The 19393-nt window shown below is 73.2% G+C and carries 19 protein-coding genes and 2 tRNA genes; 14 read left to right on the forward strand and 7 right to left on the reverse strand.

The features are described 5' to 3' along the window. The first annotated feature begins 19 nt into the window (after positions 1 to 19). From ABKW28_RS13820 to ABKW28_RS13840, 5 genes are all read left to right on the forward strand, one after another. Positions 20 to 829 (forward strand): fumarylacetoacetate hydrolase family protein, encoded by an 810-nt coding sequence (locus tag ABKW28_RS13820; RefSeq protein WP_348610573.1) that lies wholly within the window; start codon positions 20 to 22, stop codon positions 827 to 829. Next, positions 826 to 2307 (forward strand): glutamate--tRNA ligase, encoded by a 1482-nt coding sequence (gene gltX, locus ABKW28_RS13825; RefSeq protein ID WP_348610576.1) that lies wholly within the window; start codon positions 826 to 828, stop codon positions 2305 to 2307. The genes ABKW28_RS13820 and gltX overlap by 4 nt, the downstream gene beginning before the upstream one ends. Before the next feature lie 5 nt (positions 2308 to 2312). Then, positions 2313 to 3263, forward strand: coding sequence for a CPBP family intramembrane glutamic endopeptidase (locus tag ABKW28_RS13830; protein ID WP_348610579.1), 951 nt, complete (start codon positions 2313 to 2315; stop codon positions 3261 to 3263). 52 nt (positions 3264 to 3315) lie between these two features. Continuing rightward, positions 3316 to 3387 (forward strand) — tRNA-Gln (locus tag ABKW28_RS13835). Between the two features lie 126 nt (positions 3388 to 3513). Next, positions 3514 to 3589 (forward strand) — tRNA-Glu (locus ABKW28_RS13840). 139 nt (positions 3590 to 3728) lie between these two features. Here the strand turns inward: ABKW28_RS13840 and ABKW28_RS13845 are convergent. Continuing rightward, a complete protein-coding gene (locus ABKW28_RS13845) occupies positions 3729 to 4976 on the reverse strand; it encodes an LCP family protein (RefSeq protein WP_193667922.1) in 1248 nt (415 codons plus the stop codon). Between the two features lie 113 nt (positions 4977 to 5089). Between ABKW28_RS13845 and ABKW28_RS13850 the strand changes: the two genes are divergently transcribed. Beyond that, positions 5090 to 6598, forward strand: a complete 1509-nt coding sequence (locus ABKW28_RS13850) for an AlkA N-terminal domain-containing protein (RefSeq protein WP_348610582.1) — start codon at positions 5090 to 5092, stop codon at positions 6596 to 6598. 1 nt (position 6599) lies between these two features. Beyond that, the gene (locus ABKW28_RS13855) at positions 6600 to 7079 is read left to right on the forward strand and encodes a methylated-DNA--[protein]-cysteine S-methyltransferase (RefSeq protein WP_193667924.1); all 480 of its coding nucleotides are present in this window, start codon (positions 6600 to 6602) and stop codon (positions 7077 to 7079) included. Between the two features lie 28 nt (positions 7080 to 7107). Here ABKW28_RS13855 and ABKW28_RS13860 read toward each other — a convergent pair whose 3' ends face one another. Further along, positions 7108 to 7833: an IclR family transcriptional regulator gene (locus ABKW28_RS13860; protein ID WP_193667925.1), complete on the reverse strand. Its 726-nt coding sequence runs from the start codon at positions 7831 to 7833 to the stop codon at positions 7108 to 7110. Positions 7834 to 8020: 187 nt separating this feature from the next. On the opposite strand from ABKW28_RS13860, the gene leuC reads away from it, so the two are divergent. The 3 genes from leuC to ABKW28_RS13875 all read left to right on the forward strand — a co-directional run bounded on the left by leuC (position 8021) and on the right by ABKW28_RS13875 (position 10881). Further along, on the forward strand, positions 8021 to 9421 hold the full coding sequence (gene leuC / locus ABKW28_RS13865; RefSeq protein ID WP_348610585.1) for a 3-isopropylmalate dehydratase large subunit: 1401 nt from the start codon (positions 8021 to 8023) through the stop codon (positions 9419 to 9421). Between the two features lie 13 nt (positions 9422 to 9434). Next, entirely contained in the window at positions 9435 to 10040 is a 606-nt protein-coding gene (leuD, locus tag ABKW28_RS13870; protein ID WP_193667927.1) for a 3-isopropylmalate dehydratase small subunit, read from the forward strand. Positions 10041 to 10173: 133 nt separating this feature from the next. After that, positions 10174 to 10881 (forward strand): HU family DNA-binding protein, encoded by a 708-nt coding sequence (locus ABKW28_RS13875; RefSeq protein ID WP_348610592.1) that lies wholly within the window; start codon positions 10174 to 10176, stop codon positions 10879 to 10881. A gap of 64 nt (positions 10882 to 10945) precedes the next feature. On the opposite strand, the gene cofC is transcribed toward ABKW28_RS13875, so the two are convergent. Further along, the gene (cofC, locus tag ABKW28_RS13880) at positions 10946 to 11623 is read right to left on the reverse strand and encodes a 2-phospho-L-lactate guanylyltransferase (RefSeq protein WP_348610595.1); all 678 of its coding nucleotides are present in this window, start codon (positions 11621 to 11623) and stop codon (positions 10946 to 10948) included. Between the two features lie 108 nt (positions 11624 to 11731). Here cofC and ABKW28_RS13885 point away from each other — a divergent pair, with 108 nt between their 5' ends. Together ABKW28_RS13885 and ABKW28_RS13890 are read left to right on the forward strand one after the other, a co-directional pair. Then, positions 11732 to 12505, forward strand: a complete 774-nt coding sequence (locus ABKW28_RS13885; protein WP_348610598.1) for a lysophospholipid acyltransferase family protein — start codon at positions 11732 to 11734, stop codon at positions 12503 to 12505. Next, positions 12502 to 13518: an NAD(P)H-dependent glycerol-3-phosphate dehydrogenase gene (locus tag ABKW28_RS13890; RefSeq protein ID WP_193667931.1), complete on the forward strand. Its 1017-nt coding sequence runs from the start codon at positions 12502 to 12504 to the stop codon at positions 13516 to 13518. Before ABKW28_RS13885 ends, ABKW28_RS13890 begins: the two co-directional genes overlap by 4 nt. A 158-nt stretch (positions 13519 to 13676) precedes the next feature. Here the strand turns inward: ABKW28_RS13890 and ABKW28_RS13895 are convergent, their stop codons facing one another. Then, positions 13677 to 14744, reverse strand: a complete 1068-nt coding sequence (locus tag ABKW28_RS13895) for an aminotransferase class I/II-fold pyridoxal phosphate-dependent enzyme (protein ID WP_341230366.1) — start codon at positions 14742 to 14744, stop codon at positions 13677 to 13679. A 98-nt stretch (positions 14745 to 14842) separates the two neighbouring features. Here ABKW28_RS13895 and murF point away from each other — a divergent pair, with 98 nt between their 5' ends. Both murF and ABKW28_RS13905 read left to right on the forward strand, forming a co-directional pair. Further along, on the forward strand, positions 14843 to 16210 hold the full coding sequence (gene murF, locus ABKW28_RS13900; RefSeq protein ID WP_348610601.1) for a UDP-N-acetylmuramoyl-tripeptide--D-alanyl-D-alanine ligase: 1368 nt from the start codon (positions 14843 to 14845) through the stop codon (positions 16208 to 16210). Between the two features lie 11 nt (positions 16211 to 16221). Next, positions 16222 to 17316 (forward strand): D-alanine--D-alanine ligase family protein, encoded by a 1095-nt coding sequence (locus ABKW28_RS13905; protein WP_193667934.1) that lies wholly within the window; start codon positions 16222 to 16224, stop codon positions 17314 to 17316. A 136-nt stretch (positions 17317 to 17452) separates the two neighbouring features. Here ABKW28_RS13905 and ABKW28_RS13910 read toward each other — a convergent pair whose 3' ends face one another. From ABKW28_RS13910 to ABKW28_RS13920, 3 genes are all read right to left on the reverse strand, one after another. Beyond that, positions 17453 to 18406: a D-alanine--D-alanine ligase gene (locus ABKW28_RS13910; RefSeq protein ID WP_193667935.1), complete on the reverse strand. Its 954-nt coding sequence runs from the start codon at positions 18404 to 18406 to the stop codon at positions 17453 to 17455. Positions 18407 to 18444: 38 nt separating this feature from the next. Continuing rightward, entirely contained in the window at positions 18445 to 18924 is a 480-nt protein-coding gene (locus tag ABKW28_RS13915) for a DUF3515 family protein (protein WP_348610604.1), read from the reverse strand. A gap of 61 nt (positions 18925 to 18985) precedes the next feature. After that, a complete protein-coding gene (locus tag ABKW28_RS13920; RefSeq protein ID WP_107771615.1) occupies positions 18986 to 19222 on the reverse strand; it encodes an Lrp/AsnC ligand binding domain-containing protein in 237 nt (78 codons plus the stop codon). Positions 19223 to 19393 lie beyond the last annotated feature (171 nt).

A 19393-nucleotide genomic window follows, 5' to 3' on the forward strand; every position in this document is an offset into this window, starting at 1 on the left:
AGGTCGCTAGGGTCGGGGCGTGCGCATCGCGAGATTCACCACCGGCGAGGACCCGCTCTACGGCGTGGTCACAGGCGAGCTCGACGAGCTCGGGCAACCGAGCGAGGACAGCGTGGTCGTGGCCCTGGCCGGCGACCCGTTGTACGTCGGCGTCAAGCTGCTCGACCAGCAGTTCCGGCTGCCCGACGTGCGGCTGCTGGCCCCGGTGCTGCCGCGCAGCAAGGTGGTCGGCATCGGTCGCAACTACGCCGCCCACGCCGCCGAGCTGGGCAACGACGTGCCGAGCGAGCCGATGATGTTCCTCAAGCCCAACACCAGCGTGGTGGGCCCGGGCGACCCGGTCTTCTACCCGCCCCAGACCCAGGACCTGCACTACGAGGGCGAGCTCGCCGTGGTCATCGGACGGATCTGCCGCGACGTCCCGGCCGAGAAGGCCACCGACGTCATCCACGGCTACACGGTCGCCAACGACGTGACCGCCCGCGACCTGCAGCGCCGCGACGGGCACTTCACCCGGGCCAAGGGCTTCGACTCCTTCTGCCCGCTCGGACCGTGGATCGAGACCGACCTCGACCCCCAGACGTTCAAGGACGGCGTGCGCCTGCAGACCTTCCTCAACGGCGAGGTCGTCCAGGACGGCTCGACCGCCGACATGGTCTTCGACATCCCGGCGCTGGTCGCGCACGTCTCCAGCATCATGACGCTGCTCCCGGGCGACGTCATCCTCACCGGCACCCCCGAGGGTGTCGGTCCGATGGAGGCCGGTGACGAGGTCGAGATCTCGATCGACGGCCTCGGCACCCTCACGAACAAGGTGGCAACCCGATGAGCACCCCCGTCCGCGTCCGCATGGCCCCGTCCCCGACCGGCTCCCCGCACGTCGGGCTGGTCCGCACGGCGCTGTTCAACTTCGCCTTCGCCCGCCACGCGGCGCTGCAGGGCCAGGACGCCACCTTCGTGCTGCGCATCGAGGACACCGACAAGGAGCGCTCGACCGAGGAGTCCTACCAGGCCATCCTCGACCTGTTCCGCTGGATCGGTCTCGACTGGGACGAGGGCGTCGAGAAGGGCGGCCCCTACGGCCCCTACCGCCAGTCCGAGCGCGGCGACCTCTACCGCGACGTGCTCGCCAAGCTGGCTGCGTCCTCGCACACCTACGAGTGCTTCTGCACCAACGAGGAGGTCGACGCGCGCCGCAAGGCCTCGGGCTCGAAGGTGATGGGCTACGACGGGTTCTGCCGCGACCTCTCCGCCGAGCAGCGCGCCGCCTTCGAGGCCGAGGGCCGCGCCCCGCTGGTGCGCTTCCGGATGCCCGACGGCTCGATCACCTGGGACGACCTGGTGCGCGGCGACGTCACCTTCGACACCACCCACGTGCCCGACTTCGCGCTGTGCCGGGCCAACGGCGACCCGCTCTACACGCTCACCGCGCCCGTCGACGACGCGACGATGCACATCACCCACGTGCTGCGCGGCGAGGACCTGCTCTCCTCGACCCCGCGCCAGATCGCGCTCTTCGAGGCGCTCAAGGCGATCGGCGTCGCCGAGGAGACCCCTGCCTACGGCCACCTCCCCTACGTGATGGGCGAGGGCAACAAGAAGCTCTCCAAGCGCGACCCCCAGGCGCACGCGCTGGCCTACCGCGACCAGGGCTTCATCCCCGAGGGCCTGATGAACTACCTGGCCCTGCTGGGCTGGGCGATCGCCGCCGACCGCGACGTCTTCAGCCTCGAGGAGATGGTCGAGGCCTTCGACATCAAGGACGTCAACCCCAACCCGGCGCGCTTCGACCTCAAGAAGGCCGACGCCATCAACACCTCGCAGATGCGCCGGCTGTCGGTCGAGGAGATCACCCACCGGGTGCTGCCCTTCCTCAAGGACGCCGGCGTGGTCGGCGACCCGGTCGGCGACGCCGACGCGCGGCTGCTCGAGCTGGCGATGCCCCTGGTCGCCGAGCGCATCAACAAGCTCAGCGAGGCCCCGGCCATGCTCGGCTTCCTCTTCGTCGACGAGGCCGACTTCGCCATCGACCCCGACGACGCCGCCAAGCTGCTCACCGAGGACGGCCTGGGCGTCGTGCGCGCGGCGCTCGAGGCCGTCGAGGCGCTGGAGCAGTGGTCGACCGCGGCCATCCAGGACGCCCTGCAGGCCAAGCTGGTCGACGAGATGGGTCTCAAGCCGCGCAACGCCTTCGGGCCGGTGCGGGTGGCGATCTCGGGGCGCCGGGTCAGCCCGCCGCTGTTCGAGTCGATGGAGCTGCTCGGGCGCGACCGGTCGCTGTCGCGGCTGCGTGGCGCGCTGGGCTGAGGACCGTGCGCGTCGACGAGCGGCTGGCCTACCACCGCCTGCTGCGGGGGGCGCCTCGTCGGGCGTGGTGGATCGCGCTGGGCGTCTGCGTGCTCGGCGTGCTCTTCGTGGTGCTGCAGAGCGTCGTCCTCTTCGCGGCGCTGAGGGTCGGTGGTCTCGACGCGGGCGCGGCCTGGGAGCTCATGAGCGGGGAGGGTGAGATCACGCCCGTGTTCCTGGCGGGCGTCAACCTCGGCTGGGCGGTGATGATCCCCGTGGCCCTCGGGCTCGTGCTGGCTCTCCACGGCCTGCGACCGGGGTGGTTGTCCTCGGTGACGCGACGGCTGCGCTGGAGGTGGATGCTGACCTGCTTCGGGCTGTCGTTCCTGGCCCTGCTGGCGACCCTGGTCGTCTCCGCCGTGGTGCCCGCCCAGGACACCGTCGCCGTCGACGGCAGCCTCAACGACTTCACCAGCACCACCCGCGACTTCCTGCTCGTGGTGCTGCTGCTCACGCCCCTGCAGGCAGCGGGGGAGGAGTACGCCTTCCGCGGCTACCTGACCCAGGCCTTCGGGGGGCTGTTCGCCCACGCACGGACGGCCCTGGTCCTCGCCGTGGTCGTGCCCGCGGTGCTCTTCGCGCTGCTGCACGGTCCCCAGGACCCGCCGGTCTTCGTGGACCGGCTGGCCTTCGGGCTGGTGGCCGGCGCGCTGGTGGTGCTCACGGGAGGCCTCGAGGCCGGCATCGCCATGCACGTGCTCAACAACTTCCTGGCCTTCGGGATCGCGCTGGCCTTCACCGACATGACCACCGCGCTCAACCCCACCGGCGGCACCTGGTGGAGCCTGCCGGTCACGATGACCCAGAGCCTGGTCTACCTCGGCGTGGTCGTCTGGTGGGCCCGCAGGCGGGGGATCGCGACCTCGGTGGGCGTCGGCGAGGTGGCCGTTTTGGCTGCTCGGCGCAGCCGCGTGTAAGGTTTCCACCGGTCCTGAGGGGCGCCGAAAGGCGGCCTGAAGAACCCCCCAGTGGGATATGGTGTAATTGGCAACACGACTGGTTCTGGTCCAGTTATTCTAGGTTCGAGTCCTAGTATCCCAGCGAGCAGCGACTCTGTCGCGGAGCCCCGAGAAGATCCGGAGCCCCGCGATTTTGTGCGGAAAGCCGGCTCCGGCTAGTGTTCCGCAGGTTGCTCCGGAGAGGCCGCAAGGCCGATCCGACTGCCACGCCCCCGTTGTGTAGCGGCCTAGCACGCCGCCCTCTCAAGGCGGTAGCGCCGGTTCGAATCCGGTCGGGGGTACCACGCAGGAACAGCAGGCCCCAGCCCCTCGGGCTGGGGCCTGCTGTGTTCTCGCCGACCCGGCCCCACCATCGCAACGACCCGGCCCGAACTTCTCGGGCTGGAGAAGTTCGGGCCGGGTCAGCGCGAGATACGGGCCGGGTCAGGCGCACAGGCCGTTGGCGAGCGCCTCGGCCTGCTCCTGCTCGGTAGGGGCGTCGTCCTCCGGCTCGGCGCTCGCGCTGGGCTCGTCGTCCGGCCCCCCGGTGGGGTCGCTGGGCGAGGCAGAGGGGCCCCCGTCGCCGCCCACCGGGTCGGCGGCGTTGATCGAGCCCTCCTTCAGCGTCGGGCTCAGCGGCTTGTCGCGCTTGATCCGGGTCCAGAGCTTGTCGGCGTCGTCGGTCCACACCAGCCGGTTGGGGTCGGGCTCGTAGGCCTCGAACGGCACGCTGATGAACTTGATGTCGCTCAGCCCGGTCTCACGGAACTGCAGCGCCAGGTCGGCCAGCCTGCTGAGGCTGTCGAGGTCGGCGTCGAGGGTCAACGAGCCGGTCGCGGCCTTGAGGAAGCCGTAGACGCGGTCGGGGCGGGTCAGCGTGCCCGCCGAGACGACCTTGTTGACCATCGAGGCGATGAACGCCTGCTGGCGCTTCATCCGGCCGATGTCGGAGTTCGCCGAGAGCACCGAGCGCTCGCGCACGTACTTCAGCGCGTCCTCGCCGTCGAGCACCTGGGTGCCGGCGTCGAGGTAGATCTTGGTCTTCGGGTCGGCGACCTCCTTGGGCAGGCACACCTCGACACCGCCGACGGCGTCGACCATGTCGACGAAGCCGTTGAAGTCGACCGTCACGTAGTGGTCGATCAGCACCCCGGTCAGCTGCTCCAGGGTCTGCACTGTGCAGGCCGCGCCGCCCTCGGCGAAGGCGGTGTTGAACATCGCGAGCTCGGCCCCCGGGATGGTGCTGCCGTCCTCGGCCATGCAGTCGGGGCGGGTGACCAGCGCATCGCGCGGCAGGGACACGCCGTACGCGTCCTTGCGGTCGGCGGAGACGTGGATGAGCAGCGTCGTGTCGGAGCCGCCCCCGCCCGACTCGCCGTCGATCGCGCAGCCCTCGCAGCCCCGGTCGTCGGTACCGAGCACCAGGATGTTGAGCGGCTCCTTGGGCCCCTCGACCTCCTTCTTCTCGGGACGGTTCATCAGCTGGTCCTCGATGTCCTGCACCTCGAGGCCGGAGTCGAGCCGGTCGTAGGCCACGGCCACGGTCCCCGCGGTGAGCAGCGCCAGGCACAGCTGGCTGATGAGCACCACCCGCCACACGGTCCGGCGGTGGCGGCGCTCGGCGCTGATCCGCCGGCGGCGCCCGGGACGCGGCGCGGGCCGGTCGGTGCTGAGGTCCTGGTCGTCGTCCACCCGGTGATTCTCCCCGACCCGTGGTGATCTGCGCGACACCCGGCGCCCGGGCGGCTCCTGGTGGCGTCCGATTCCCGCCAGTGCGGATGGGTGCCGTGGGGGAGGATGGGCCCATGACCGGCCTGGAGGGACTCGACGCGGACTCCTGCTACGCCGCGGTCAAGGCGCGCGACCGGCGCTTCGACGGCGTCTTCTGGACCGCGGTGCGCACGACCGGGATCTACTGCCGGCCCTCCTGCCCCGCCCGCACGCCGGCGGCGCGCAACGTCACCTTCCACCCCAGCGCCGCCGCCGCCCAGGGGGCCGGCTTCCGGGCCTGCAAGCGGTGCCTGCCCGACGCGACCCCCGGCAGCCCCGACTGGGACGTCGCGGCCGGCGCCGCGGGCCGGGCCATGCGCCTGGTCGCCGACGGCGTCGTCGACCGCGAGGGCGTCGACGGGCTGGCGCGCCGGCTGGGCTACAGCCCGCGGCACCTGACCCGGCTGCTGACCGCCGAGCTGGGCGCCGGCCCGCTGGCCCTGGCCCGCGCGCGCCGCGCCCAGACCGCGCGGGTGCTCATCGAGACCACCGACCTCCCGCTGAGCGACGTGGCCTTCGCGGCCGGCTTCGCCAGCGTGCGGCAGTTCAACGAGACCGTCCGAGAGGTCTACGCGCAGACCCCGGGCCAGCTGCGGGGGCGGGGCGGCGCCGGGGCGCCCACCGCGGGAGGCATCTCGCTGCGCCTGGCGGTGCGCACCCCCTTCGCCGGGCAGGCGCTGCTCGGCTTCCTGGCCTACCACCTCGTGCCGGGCGTCGAGACGGCCGGACCGGGCTGGTACGCCCGCACCCTCGACCTGCCGCACGGGCCCGGCACCGTGCGCGTCGACCTCGACCCGGCGATCGACGAGGCGCCGGTCGGTGGCGTGGCGATGGTGGTGGCGCACTTCCGGCTCACCGACCTGCGCGACACCACCGCGGCCGTCGAGCGCGTGCGCCGCCTCGTCGACGCCGACTGCGACCCGCTCCCGGTGGCCGAGCACCTCGGCGCCGACCCGGTCCTCGCGCCGCTGGTGAGCCGCGCACCGGGGCTGCGGCTGCCCGGCCAGGTCGACGGCGACGAGACCGCGGTGCGCACCGTCGTCGGCCAGCAGGTCTCGGTCACCGGGGCCCGCACCGTGGGCGGGCGGATCGTGGCCGCCCACGGGCGCCGCGTCGAGACGGGCGTGCCGGGCCTGACCCACCTGTTCCCCAGCGCCGCGACGCTCGCCGAGGCCGACCCCGAGACGCTGCCGATGCCGCGGGCGCGAGGTCGGGCCCTCGTCGCGCTCAGCGCCGCCCTGGCCGCCGGCGACCTCGCGCTCGACCGCGGCCCGCAGCGCGACGACGTGCGGGCCGCGATGGTGGCGCTGCCCGGGATCGGCCCGTGGACCGCCGACTACGTCGCGATGCGGGCCCTGGGCCACCCCGACGTGTTCCTGCCCACCGACCTGGGGGTGCGCACCGCGCTGACCCGGCTGGGTCGTGACCCCGCGACCGAGATCGCCCGCTCGGCGCAGTGGAGCCCGTGGCGCTCCTACGCGCTGATGCACCTGTGGCAGACCCTGATGCCCGCCCCGCCCCGAGCAGACCCGGAGGACGACTGAGATGTGGACCGAGACCGAGAGCCCGATCGGGCCGTTGCGCCTCGTCGAGAGCGACGGCGCGCTGTCGGCGGTGGAGTTCTCGCCCTACCCCGAGGCCGGCGCGCCCGACCCGGGGGAGCGTCGCGACGACCACCCGGTGCTGGCCGAGGCGGTGCGCCAGCTGGCGGCGTACTTCAACGGCGAGCTGCGCGACTTCGACCTGCCGCTGGCGCCGGTCGGCAGCGACTTCCAGCAGCGGGTCTGGGCCCAGCTGCGCACCATCGGCTACGGCGAGACGGCGTCGTACGGCGAGGTGGCGCGGGCGCTGGGCATGACCCACGCCGCTTCCCGGGCGGTCGGGCTGGCCAACGGGCGCAACCCGATCCCGGTGGTGATCCCGTGCCACCGGGTCATCGGGGCCAACGGCACGCTCACCGGGTACGCCGGCGGGCTGGAGCGCAAGCAGGTGCTGCTCGGCATCGAGCAGGACGGCCTGTTCTAGCTGCGCTTCTAGTTCCGGCGCTTCTGGCTCAGGCGCTCTCGGCGGCGGCGCGGCGCAGCGACTCCGAGAGCCGCTCGGCGGCGGCGAGCACGGCGGGGGCGTGCATCCGTCCGGGCTGGCGCGAGAGCCGCTCGAGGGGGCCGGAGACCGAGACCGCGGCGATGATCTTGCCGCTGGGGGAGCGGACGGGGGCGGAGACCGAGGCCACGCCCTGCTCGCGCTCGCCGACCGACTGGGCCCAGCCGCGGCGACGGATGCCGGAGAGGGCGGCCGCGGAGAAGGCGGCGTTCTGCAGGCCGCGGTGCATCCGCTCGGGGTCGTCCCAGGCCAGCAGCACCTGGGCGGCCGAGCCGGCCCGCATGGTCAGCTGCGAGCCGACGGGGATCGTGTCGCGCAGGCCCGAGGGGCGCTCGGCGGCGGCGACGCACACCCGGTGCTCGCCCTGGCGGCGCCACAGCTGGGCGGACTCGCCGGTGATGTCGCGCAGCCGTGCCAGCACCGGGCCGGCGGTGGCCAGCAGGCGGTCCTCGCCGGCGGCCGCGGAGAGCTCGGAGAGCCGCGGACCGAGCACGAAGCGGCCCTGCATGTCGCGGGCCACGAGGCGGTGGTGCTCGAGCGCGACCGCCAGGCGGTGCGCCGTGGGCCGCGCCAGCCCGGTCGCGGTCACGAGTCCCGCCAGGGTCGCCGGGCCGGCCTCGAGCGCGGTCAGCACGATCGCGGCCTTGTCGAGCACTCCCACTCCACTGCTGTCCATATGCCAATACTCTCGTCTCAAATCATGGGATGCAAGTCTTGTGACCGGGGTCTCGTCCACGCTCGGCAAAGACTGCGCTCAGGGTGGATGTCTCGCATTTCGGGACTCGCGTCTCACGAACTGGGATCGGGGACGTAGGCTCGTTTCCTGTTCAGCATCGTCCACGAACCGTACGAAGGAGCGCGTCATGGGCAGGACCCTGTCGGAGAAGGTCTGGGACGAGCACGTCGTCCGCTCGACCGCGGGAGAGCCCGACCTGCTCTACATCGACCTCCACCTCCTGCACGAGGTGACCTCGCCGCAGGCCTTCGACGGCCTGCGCCTGGCCGGGCGCCAGGTGCGCCGCCCGGACCTGACCCTGGCCACCGAGGACCACAACGTCCCCACCCTCGACTGGGACAAGCCGATCGCCGACCCGGTCTCGCGCACCCAGGTCGAGACCCTGCGCCGCAACGCCGCGGAGTTCGGGGTGCGGCTGCACCCCCTCGGCGACCTCGACCAGGGCATCGTGCACGTCGTCGGCCCGCAGCTGGGCCTGACCCAGCCCGGCATGACCATCGTCTGCGGCGACAGCCACACCAGCACCCACGGCGCCTTCGGCGCGATCGCCTTCGGCATCGGCACCTCCGAGGTCGAGCACGTGCTGGCCACCCAGACGCTGATGCAGGCCCGGCCCAGGACGATGGCGGTGACCATCAACGGCAGCCTGCCCGAGGGCGTGACCGCCAAGGACATGGTGCTGAACCTGATCGCCCACACCGGCACCGGCGGCGGCCAGGGCTACATCGTGGAGTACCGCGGCCAGGCCATCGAGGAGCTCTCGATGGAGTCGCGGATGACGGTGTGCAACATGAGCATCGAGTGGGGCGCCAAGGCCGGGCTGATCGCGCCCGACCAGACCACCTTCGACTACATCGAGGGCCGTCCCGAGGCGCCGACCGGCGCCGACTGGGACGCCGCCGTCGAGCACTGGACGAGCCTGCGCACCGACGACGACGCGACGTACGACGCCGAGATCGTGCTGGACGCCTCGACGATGACCCCCTTCGTCACCTGGGGCACCAACCCCGGTCAGGGCGTCCCGCTGGGCGCCTCGGTGCCGCACCCCGACGACTTCGAGGAGGCCTCCGACCGGGTCGCGGCGCAGAAGGCGCTGGACTACATGGCCCTGGTGGCCGGCACCCCGATGCGCGAGGTCAGCGTCGACACGGTCTTCATCGGCTCCTGCACCAACGGCCGCATCGAGGACCTGCGCCTGGCGGCCGAGATCATCGAGGGCCGCACCGTCGCGCCCGACACCCGGCTGCTCGTGGTGCCCGGCTCGGTGCGGGTGCGCCTGCAGGCCGAGGAGGAGGGCCTCGACGTCGTCTTCAAGGAGGCCGGCGCCGAGTGGCGCGGCGCGGGCTGCTCGATGTGCCTGGGCATGAACCCCGACACCCTCGCCCCGGGGGAGCGCAGCGCGTCGACCTCCAACCGCAACTTCGAGGGTCGTCAGGGCAAGGGCGGGCGCACCCACCTGGTCTCGATCCCCGTCGCCGCGGCGACCGCCGTGCGCGGCACCCTGTCCTCGCCCGCCGACCTCGCCTGAGACGGAGAAGCACATGGAGAAGGTCACCACCCACACCGGCATCGGCGTCCCGCTGCGGCGCAGCAACGTCGACACCGACCAGATCATCCCGGCCGTCTACCTCAAGCGGGTCACGCGCACCGGCTTCGAGGACGGTCTCTTCGCGGCCTGGCGCAACGACCCCGAGTTCGTGCTCAACCACCCGGTCTACTCGCAGGGATCGGTGCTCGTCGCCGGACCCGACTTCGGCACCGGCTCCTCGCGCGAGCACGCCGTGTGGGCGCTGCAGAACTACGGCTTCAAGGTCGTGATCTCCTCGCGCTTCGCCGACATCTTCCGCGGCAACTCCGGCAAGGCCGGGCTGCTCGCGGCCCAGGTGGACGAGAAGGTCGTCCAGCGCCTGTGGGACCTGCTCGAGGCCGACCCGGGCGCGGCGATCACCGTCGACCTCGAGTCGCGCACCGTGCGTGCCGGTGAGGGCGAGGACGCGATCGAGGACTCCTTCGACATCGACGACTACACCCGCTGGCGCCTGCTCGAGGGCCTCGACGACATCGGCATCACGCTGGGCCACCACGACGACATCAGCTCCTTCGAGGCCGACCGGCCGAGCTGGAAGCCCCTGACGATCCGCGCCTGAGCAGCCTCCGGCGGCGGCGTACGTCGACACGTTCCTCGGCGTGGCCGTTGTGACCCGGGCCACGAGTCCCTAGCGTGCAGGGAACATCGGGCAGCGCGCCGTGCTGCCGAGGTCTGGTCGAAGGGGTAGCGGAGTGAACAAGTCTCAGCTCATCGACGCGCTGGCAGCGCGCTACGAGGGGAACAGGAAGGCGGCGGCCCACGCGCTCGAGTCGGTCCTCGACACGATCACGCGCGAGGTCTCGCGAGGCGAGAAGGTGGCCATCACCGGGTTCGGGTCGTTCGAGAAGCGGGTGCGTGAGGCCCGGTGGGTGCGCAACCCACGCACCGGTGAGCGGATCCAGGCCAAGAAGACCGCCGTCCCCAAGTTCACCCCCGGGGCCGACCTCAAGAACGTGGTCTCCGGGGCCAAGAAGCTGCCTGCGATGACCGTCGCCGCGGCCACCGCTCCGGCGGCCATGGCCGTCGACACGGTCAAGAAGGCCGCGGGCAGGAAGACGCCCGCCAAGAAGGCCGCGGGCACCAGGGCCAGCGCGCAGAAGACCGAGTCGGCGGCCGCGCCCACCAAGAAGGCGCCGGCCAAGAAGGCTCCCGCGAAGAAGACCGCCGCCAAGAAGGCACCGGCCAAGAAGGCACCCGCCAAGAAGGCACCGGCGAAGAAGACCACTACGACGAAGGCGCCGGCCAAGAAGGCACCGGCGAAGAAGACCACCGCGACGAAGGCGCCGGCGAAGAAGGCACCCGCGAAGAAGGCACCCGCGAAGAAGACCGCTGCCAAGAAGTCGACGTCCTCGGCCGGCACGGAGACCTCGAGCAGCGGCAGCTCCTCGTCGTCCTCCTGATCCGGTCCCCGCTGCGGCGGGTCGCCTCCTGCGGGGGGCGGCCCGCCGTCCGCGTCCGCAGACGTCAGAAGATGCCCAGCGCCGCGACCACCGCGGCGGAGCGCGGCGCCAGGCCCAGCGCGGTGGCCGCCTGCAGGTCGACCAGGTCGTCGACGTCGCGGCGCAGCGTGGCCGGGGCGTGGGCCACCTCGGTGCAGCCGGCGTCGAGGTGCGCCCGGCGCGAGGCACCGCCGTACCGGGGGGCGAAGTCGTCGTACGCCGCGGCGTAGGCGGTCGTGCCGACCCCGGCGGCGTCGGGCACGAACGCCGGCGCCGACCTGCTCGCCACCCCCAGGGCCTCGAGCCCGGCCGCCAGGTCGTGGGGGCGCAGGGCCGGCAGGTCGGCGCACAGCGCCACCGGCCGCAACGTCGGCCACCGGCGCTCGGCCTCGGCCGCGGCCTGGCAGAGCGTGGCGTTGAGGTCGCCGGAGTCGCCGTCGGGGATGCAGGCGGCGCCGAGCGCCCGCAGGGAGCCCGCGAAGCCCGCGTCGTCGGTGACGACCAGGACCTGCCCCACGTCGGGGGTGGCCAGGCAGGCGGTCACGGTGTCGAGCGCGAAGGCCGCCGCGAGCTCGCGGCGGCTGTCGTCGTCGAGGCCCACCAGCCGCGACTTGCCGCGCGCCGGTGGCTTCACCGGGACCAGCGCCACCCAGCCGTCGCGCGCCGGGGGCGGACGGTGACCGGGGCGGGACGTCGTGCTCATCGCGGCTCATCCTCGCAGGCGTCGCTGCACGCTCGGCGGGCCGGCTGCGAGTAGCCTGCAGGTCCACGTCGGAGGGACCCTGCTCCGGCACCGTTGGCGAGGAGACGCGTGACCGTTCGCAAGCTGCAGCAACCCCGCGGCTGGGCATTCAGCTGCGCCGTGCCGATCGTCAAGCCGCTGCTGCTCGCGACCACCCGTCGTGACTGGCGCGGCGGCGAGAGGATCCCTGCGACCGGTGGCTTCGTGCTGGTGCTCAACCACGTCTCCCACGTCGACCCGCTGCTCGCGGCGCACCTGCTCTACGACCACGGCCGGCTACCGCGCTACCTGGCCAAGTCGGGGCTCTTCCGCAACCGGCTGCTCGCCTTCTTCCTGCGCGCCGCCGGCCAGATCCCGGTGCACCGCGCCACCACCTCGGCGGTCGGGGCCTACGACGCCGCCGTCGAGGCCGTGCGCCGCGGCGAGTGCGTGGTGGTCTACCCCGAGGGCACCATCACGCGCGACCCCGACCTGTGGCCGATGCGCGGCAAGACCGGCGCCGCGCGCATCGCGCTCGCGACCGGCTGCCCCGTCGTCCCGGTGGGCCAGTGGGGCGCCCAGGAGCTGCTGGCGCCGTACACGAAGGTGCCCCACCTGGTGCCGCGCAAGAAGGTCACGATGCTCGTGGGCGACCCGGTCGACCTGGCCGACCTGAGCGGCCAGCACGACGAGCAGGGCACCCGCGCGGTCGCGGTGCAGCGAGCCACCGACCGGATCATGGCCGCCATCACGACCCTGGTCGAGCAGGTGCGCGGCCAGCAGGCGCCGGCCGAGCGTTTCGACATGCGCCGCGGCGGCACGCCGGCCGACGGGCACCCCCAGGACCGGAAGGACACCGCATGAGCTCCTCGACGCACGGCAAGGTCGCCGTCTTCAGTGCCGGGTCGTGGGGCACGGCCTTCTCGGTCGTGCTCGCCGACGCCGGCAACGACGTCACCCTGTGGGCCAGGCGCCCCGAGATCGCGGAGAGCATCAACGAGCGCCGCGAGAACGCCGACTACCTGCCCGGCATCGAGCTGCCGCCGAGCGTCGACGCGACCACCGACGTCGAGAAGGCCCTGCACGGCGCCGACATGGTGGTGCTGGCGACGCCGTCGCAGTCGCTGCGCGAGAACCTCACCGCCTGGGCGCCGCACGTCGAGGACGACGCCGTCTTCGTCTCGCTGATGAAGGGTGTCGAGCTCGGCAGCCTCAACCGGATGAGCGAGGTGATCCACCAGGTCACCGGTGCCGGCCCCGAGCGGATCGCCGTCGTGAGCGGCCCCAACCTCGCCAAGGAGATCGCCCGGCGCGAGCCGGCCGCCTCGGTGGTGGCCTGCGAGGACGAGGCGGTGGCCAAGCGGCTGCAGGAGCGCTGCCACTCGCCGGCCTTCCGTCCCTACACCTCGGTCGACGTGCTGGGCTGCGAGCTCGGTGGCGCCTACAAGAACGTCGTCGGCCTCGCGGTCGGCATGGCCGTGGGGCTGGGCTTCGGCGACAACACCACGGCCTCGATCATCACCCGCGGCCTCGCGGAGACCGCGCGGCTGGCGATGAAGCTCGGCGCCAACCCGCTGACGCTGATGGGCCTGGCCGGGCTCGGCGACCTGGTCGCCACCTGCTCCTCGCCGCTGTCGCGCAACCGCTCGTTCGGCGAGAAGCTGGGCCAGGGGATGACCACCGAGGAGATCTACGCCAGCACCAGCCAGGTCGCGGAGGGTGCGAAGTCGTGCTCGTCGCTGCGGGCCCTGGCCGAGCAGGTCGGCTGCGACGCCCCGGTGGCGCGCTACGTCGACGAGGTCGTCGCGGGGCACATGACCGCGCAGGAGATGATGGACGCCGTCCTCGCCCGCGACACCAAGGCCGAGACTGACTGATCCGGAGCCGCGCCCGAGCTCGCGAGGGCGCGACGCGGAGGAGGTCGAGCAAGCCCGCGCCTGAGCCTGCGAAGGCGCGTCAGGCGTGCCGAGACCCGGTGACCCCACGGCGTAGGGGAAGTGGCGCCGGCTGGCGCGACCGCCGTACGCAGAGGCGCTCAGACGGTGAGGTCGTCCAGCGCCCGGGAGAGGTCGGCCCAGAGGTCGTCGACGTCCTCGACGCCGACGGAGAGCCGCACGAGCGCCTCGGAGACGGTGGTCGGCTCGAGCTTCCAGCGGCGCCGGCGCTCGAGGGTCGACTCGACCCCGCCGAGGCTGGTGGTGTGCACCCACAGCTTCGTCTTGCGGGTCAGCAGGTCGGCGGCCATCGCGCCGCCGGCGAGCTCGACCGAGACGATCGCCCCGAAGCCCGGGTGGCGTACCCGGGCGACGGCGGGGTGCTCGGCCAAGCGCCGGGCCAGCTCGACCGCGTTGGCGGTGGCCCGCTCGACGCGCAGGTGCAGGGTGCGCATGCCGCGCAGCGCCAGCCACGACTCGAGGGTGCCCGGCACGGCGCCGAAGAGGTCGCGGCGGCCCTTGAGCACCCCGGCCAGCTCCTCGTCGTTGGTCACCAGCGCCCCGAGCAGCAGGTCGCTGTGGCCGCCGAGGTACTTGGTCGCGGAGTGCACGACGATGTCGGCGCCCTCGGCCAGGGGGGTCTGCACCAGGGGAGTGGCGAAGGTGTTGTCGACGACGACGTAGGCGCCCGCGGCGTGGGCGGCCTCGACGATGCGGGCCAGGTCGGCGATGTCGAGGTTGGGGTTGGTGGGGGTCTCGACCCACACCAGCGCGGCGTCCTCGCAGGCGGCCACGACGGCGTCGGTGTCGGCGATGTCGACCAGCCGGCTGCGGACCCGCCCGCGCATCTCGAGGTCGGCGAGCTGGGCCAGGCTGCCGCTGTAGGCGCTGTCGGGGGCCACGACCAGCGCGTCGTGCCCGACCAGGTCGAGCACGGTGGCCACGGCGGCCAGGCCGGAGGAGAAGGCCAGCGCCGTGCCGCCCTCGAGCCGCCCCAGCGCGTCCTCGAACGCCTCCCAGGTGGGGTTGCCGTAGCGGCCGTACTCGCGGTCGCCAAGGGCGACGAAGGTCGAGGCCATCGTCAGCGGCTCGTTGAGGGGCCGGTCGGCCTCGTGCGGGGGGCGTCCGGCGTGGACGGCGACGGTGGCGGGCTGGGGAGTCTCGCTCATGGCCACAGACTAGGGTGACGCCCCATGACGCTGGCCAACCGGACGTGCCCCGAGACGTGCCCCGAGTCGTGCTCCTGGACGCTCCCCGAGGGGCTCGCGTGATCGCGCTGCGGCTGGCCGAGATCGCCGCCGTGGTGGACGGCGAGGTGGTCGGCGACGCGGACGTCGTGGTCGACGGGCCGGTCGTCATCGACGGGCGTGAGGCCACTGCGGGCAGCCTCTTCGCCGCGTTCGTCGGCGAGCACGTCGACGGCCACGAGCACGCCGAGCAGGCGGGGCAGCGGGGCGCGGTCGCCGTGCTGGGCAGCCGGCCCACCGGGCTCTCGACCGTGGTGGTCGACGACCCGAGGCTGGCCCTGCAGCGCCTCGCGGCCCACGTCGTCGAGCAGGTGCGCGCCGCCGGCGGGCTGACGGTCGTGGGCATCACCGGGTCGCAGGGCAAGACCTCGACCAAGGACCTCCTCGGTGCGGTGCTCGCGCAGGCGGCGCCGACGGTCGCCACCCGTGGCTCCTTCAACAACGAGCTGGGGATGCCGCTGACCGCGCTGCGCGTCGAGACCGGCACCCGCTACCTGGTGCTCGAGCTCGGCGCCCGCGGCCGGGGCCACATCGCCGAGCTGGCGGCCCTGGTGCGCCCCGACGTCTCGCTGGTCCTCAACGTGGGGCAGGCGCACCTGGGCGAGTTCGGCTCCCGCGAGGCCATCGCCGAGGCCAAGGGCGAGCTCGTCGAGGCGCTCGACGCCGACGGCACCGCGGTGCTCAACGCCGACGACGAGCGGGTCGCCGCGATGGCCGCGCGCACCCGCGGCCGGGTGGTCACGTTCGGGGCGCAGCAGGCCGCCGACGTACGCGTGGAGGAGCTGGCGCTCGACCGGCTCGGCCGCCCGTCCTTCGCCCTGGTCACCGCGCGGTCGCGGGTGCCGGTCACGCTGCAGCTGGTGGGCGCCCACCAGGCGCTCAACGCGGCCGCCGCGGCCGCTGCCGCCGTCGCCGCGGGGCTGGGCGTCGAGGAGGTCGGCGCGGCGCTGGGCCAGGTCGCGTCGCTGTCGCAGTGGCGCATGGAGCTCAGCGAGCTGCCCAGCGGCGTCACGGTGCTCAACGACTCCTACAACGCCAACCCCGAGTCGATGCGCGCCGCGCTCGACGCGCTGGCCTCGATCGGCGCCGACCCCGCGGTGCGCCGCACCGTCGCCGTGCTCGGCGAGATGCGCGAGCTCGGGGCGACCAGCCACGACGAGCACCGGGGCGTCGGCTCGTACGCCGCCGAGCGGGGCGTCGACGTGGTGGTGGTCGTGGGCGAGGCGGCGTGCGGCATCCACGACGGCGCGGGGGAGCGCGGCCTGCTGCTCGCCGACAACGCGGCCGCGACGGCCTGGCTGGCCGAGCACGTCACCGAGGGTGACGCGGTTCTCTTCAAGGCCTCGCGCGGGGCGCGCCTGGACGAGGTGGCCGCGAGCCTTCAGTAGGGTCGCGGACCATGACCGAGACCCCCTCGCCCGAGACCCCCGCCCGCAGGACCCGGGTGGCGCTCGTCTTCGGCGGACGCTCCGGCGAGCACGCGATCTCGGCGGCGACCGCCGCCGGCGTGATGCGCGCGATCGACAGCGACAAGTACGACGTCCTGCCGATCGGCATCACCCGCGACGGCGACTGGGTGCTGGCCTCCGGCGACCCGACGCAGTGGGAGCTGGCCTCCGGCCGGCTGCCGGAGGTGACGACCGGGTCGGGCCCCGCGCTGGCCAGCCTCACCGAGGCGGGCCCGGTCGACGTGGTCTTCCCGCTGCTGCACGGGCCCTACGGCGAGGACGGCACCATCCAGGGGCTGCTCGAGCTGGCGGGGGTGCGCTACGTCGGCGCCGGTGTGCTGGCCTCGGCCGTGGGCATGGACAAGCACTACATGAAGCTGGTCTTCGCCGGCCACGGGCTGCCGGTGGCGCCGTACGTCGTGGTGCGTCCCGCCGAGTGGGAGCAGGACCCCGGTGCGGTGGTGGAGCGGGTGCAGCAGGCGCTGGAGTTCCCCGTCTTCGTCAAGCCGGCCCGTGCCGGCTCGTCGCTGGGCGTCACCCGCGTCGACGACCTGACCGGGCTCGCCGACGCCGTCGAGGAGGCCCGCGCCCACGACCCCAAGGTGCTGGTCGAGCAGGGCGTCGAGGGCCGCGAGATCGAGTGCGCGGTGCTCGGTGGCCGGGCCGGCGGGCCCGCCCGCGCCTCCGTGCCTGGCGAGATCGTGGTCGACCACGGGGCCGCGAGCTTCTACGACTTCGAGGCCAAGTACCTCTCCGACTCCCACGCGCGCACCGAGGCCCCCGCCGACCTGCCCGACGAGGTCGCCGCCCGGGTGCGCGAGGTGGCGGTGCAGGCCTTCGACTCGATCAGCGCCGAGGGGCTCTCGCGCGTCGACGTCTTCGTCACCCCCGACGGCGAGGTGCTCCTCAACGAGATCAACACGATGCCCGGCTTCACCCCCATCTCGATGTACTCGAAGATGTGGGAGGCCACGGGGATGTCCTACACCGAGCTGGTCGACGAGCTGATCCAGCTGGCGCTCGAGCGCACCACCGGCCTGCGCTGACCCGGCCCGAACTTCGCGCCGACCCGGCCTGAACTTCGCGCCGACCCGGCCCGAACCTCCGGCGGTGCCCGATGCCGAAGATTCGAGCCGGCTCGGCGGGCGATCTGCGCCGGGTCGGCGTGAGATCTGGGCCGGGTCAGGGCAGGGCGCGGCGGACCAGGTCGAGGACGACCTGGCCGAGGCTGGTGCCCGAGAGGGTGCAGGCGAACGGCATCACCGAGGTCTCGGTGGTGCCCGGGGTGATGGCGGTCTCCAGCAGCACGTGGGAGCCGTCGGCCGAGACGATGAAGTCGGAGCGCGAGAGGTGGCGCAGCCCCAGGACCCGGTGCGCCTCGCGGGCGGTGCGGCCGAGGTCCTCGATCAGCTCCTCGGGCAGGTCGGGACGCGAGAACGAGACGAACTCGGCGGTGTAGCGGGCGTCGAAGTCGAACTCGTGGCCCTTCTCGTACTCCACCGCCACCGGGGTCAGCGCCTCGACGCCCGCGTCGGTCTCGACGCACACCACGCTGACGTCGGTGCCGTCGTAGAAGCGCTCGACCAGCGCGTCGTCGCCGTAGGCGTAGGCGGTCACCAGCGCGGAGGGCAGCGCGCCCAGGCCGTCGACGCCGGTGACGCCCAGGGCGCTGCCGCAGCGGGTGGGCTTGACCACCACGCGCTCGCCGAGGCGGTGCATCACGTGCTCCATCAGCGCGCTGGCGCCGATGTCGCGGAAGGTCTGTGCGGAGAGGCCGACGCTCTCGGGCACCTCGATGCCGGCGCGGCGCAGCAGCTCGCGGGCGGTGCCCTTGTCGTGGGCGACCCGGCAGGCCCGGCTGCTGGTGCCGACGTAGGGCAGGTCGATCAGCTCGAGGAGGGTCTGGATCTCGCCGTCCTCGCCGAAGTGGCCGTGCAGGGCCGGGACGGCCGCCACCACCTTGTGCTGCTCGAGGGTGTGCAGCAGGTTGCGGTCGAAGTCGTAGGCCTCGGCCTCCACCCCGACGGCGCGCAGCTCGCGCACCAGGTTGCGGCCACTGGCCAGGGACACGTCGCGCTCGTGGCTCAGGCCGCCGGCGATGACGGCGACAGGACCGGGCAGCTGCTCCTCGCTCATGGGACGAGCGTCCCACATCCGGCCAGGGGCCCGGACACTCACTGGCAGCGCTGGACCAGCTCGAGGTGCGCCTTCACCGGTGCGGCGAGCTCGGAGAGCGCGGCGAAGGACACCCCGCCCCGGTAGTCCTCGGGCACCACAACCTCGATCCGGGGGCGGTAGCCGATGGTGGTGCCGGTGACGGGGCCGTCCTCGCTCTCGAGCTCGGCGGGTGGGAAGAACCAGCCCACCCCGACGATCTCGTCGCACGACGGGGTGATCAGCTGCCGGAAGCCCGGCGGCTCCTCGACCCCGCAGGTCAGCACCAGGCCGTCGCCCCAGGCGCGGGCGGGCGCGTCAGCGGGGGAGACCGCACGCGGCTCCAGACCGGCCAGCTCGGCGGGCAGTGCGGCGAGGAAGCTCTCGCAGGTCGCCGCTGCCTCGGTGTCGAGCGCGGGGGTGGCGACCTCCACCGGGCCCCCGCAGCCGCCCAGCAGCAGGGCCAGTGCGCCGGCAGCGACGACGCCCCGCCTCCTCACGGGGGCGGGGCGTCGGGACGCGCTGCGACCGGGCGCGACCGGGACGGTCACGTCGGTCGACTCAGATGTGGACGACGGGGCAGGTCAGGGTGCGGGTGATGCCGTCGAGGTTCTGGACCTTCGAGACGACCAGCTTGCCGAGCTCGTCGACGTTGCGGGCCTCGGCGCGCACGATCACGTCGTAGGGGCCGGTGACGTCCTCGGCGAGGGTCACGCCCTTGACCTGAGCGATCTCGGCCGCGACCTCCGCGGCCTTGCCGACGTCGGTCTGGATCAGGATGTAGGCCTGGACGACCATCGTGTTGCTCCTCAAGGGTTGTCGGCACGGCTCCGTTGCCGCGGACACGTCACCCGGATGTGTCGGCGACAACCTACCTGCTGGCGCCCGCAGGGTCACTGCGGGCCTGGGACCTTCCTCGCCCGAGCGGGCCGGGTGCGTCGTCACCGGTGGCGGGGGCGCCGTCTGGTG

The sequence above is a fragment of the Nocardioides sp. 31GB23 genome, from assembly GCF_040012395.1.
Taxonomy (GTDB): Bacteria; Actinomycetota; Actinomycetes; order Propionibacteriales; family Nocardioidaceae; genus Nocardioides; species Nocardioides salarius.

Coding starts and splice junctions, on each gene's coding strand:
- gltX (WP_348610576.1), top strand. CDS start 826: ATGAGCACCCCCGTCCGCGTCCGCATGGCCCCGTCCCCGACCGGCTCC.
- ABKW28_RS13850 (WP_348610582.1), top strand. CDS start 5,090: ATGACCGGCCTGGAGGGACTCGACGCGGACTCCTGCTACGCCGCGGTC.
- ABKW28_RS13855 (WP_193667924.1), top strand. CDS start 6,600: ATGTGGACCGAGACCGAGAGCCCGATCGGGCCGTTGCGCCTCGTCGAG.
- ABKW28_RS13860 (WP_193667925.1), bottom strand. CDS start 7,833: ATGGACAGCAGTGGAGTGGGAGTGCTCGACAAGGCCGCGATCGTGCTG.
- leuC (WP_348610585.1), top strand. CDS start 8,021: ATGGGCAGGACCCTGTCGGAGAAGGTCTGGGACGAGCACGTCGTCCGC.
- leuD (WP_193667927.1), top strand. CDS start 9,435: ATGGAGAAGGTCACCACCCACACCGGCATCGGCGTCCCGCTGCGGCGC.
- cofC (WP_348610595.1), bottom strand. CDS start 11,623: ATGAGCACGACGTCCCGCCCCGGTCACCGTCCGCCCCCGGCGCGCGAC.
- ABKW28_RS13890 (WP_193667931.1), top strand. CDS start 12,502: ATGAGCTCCTCGACGCACGGCAAGGTCGCCGTCTTCAGTGCCGGGTCG.
- ABKW28_RS13895 (WP_341230366.1), bottom strand. CDS start 14,744: ATGAGCGAGACTCCCCAGCCCGCCACCGTCGCCGTCCACGCCGGACGC.
- ABKW28_RS13905 (WP_193667934.1), top strand. CDS start 16,222: ATGACCGAGACCCCCTCGCCCGAGACCCCCGCCCGCAGGACCCGGGTG.
- ABKW28_RS13910 (WP_193667935.1), bottom strand. CDS start 18,406: ATGAGCGAGGAGCAGCTGCCCGGTCCTGTCGCCGTCATCGCCGGCGGC.
- ABKW28_RS13920 (WP_107771615.1), bottom strand. CDS start 19,222: ATGGTCGTCCAGGCCTACATCCTGATCCAGACCGACGTCGGCAAGGCC.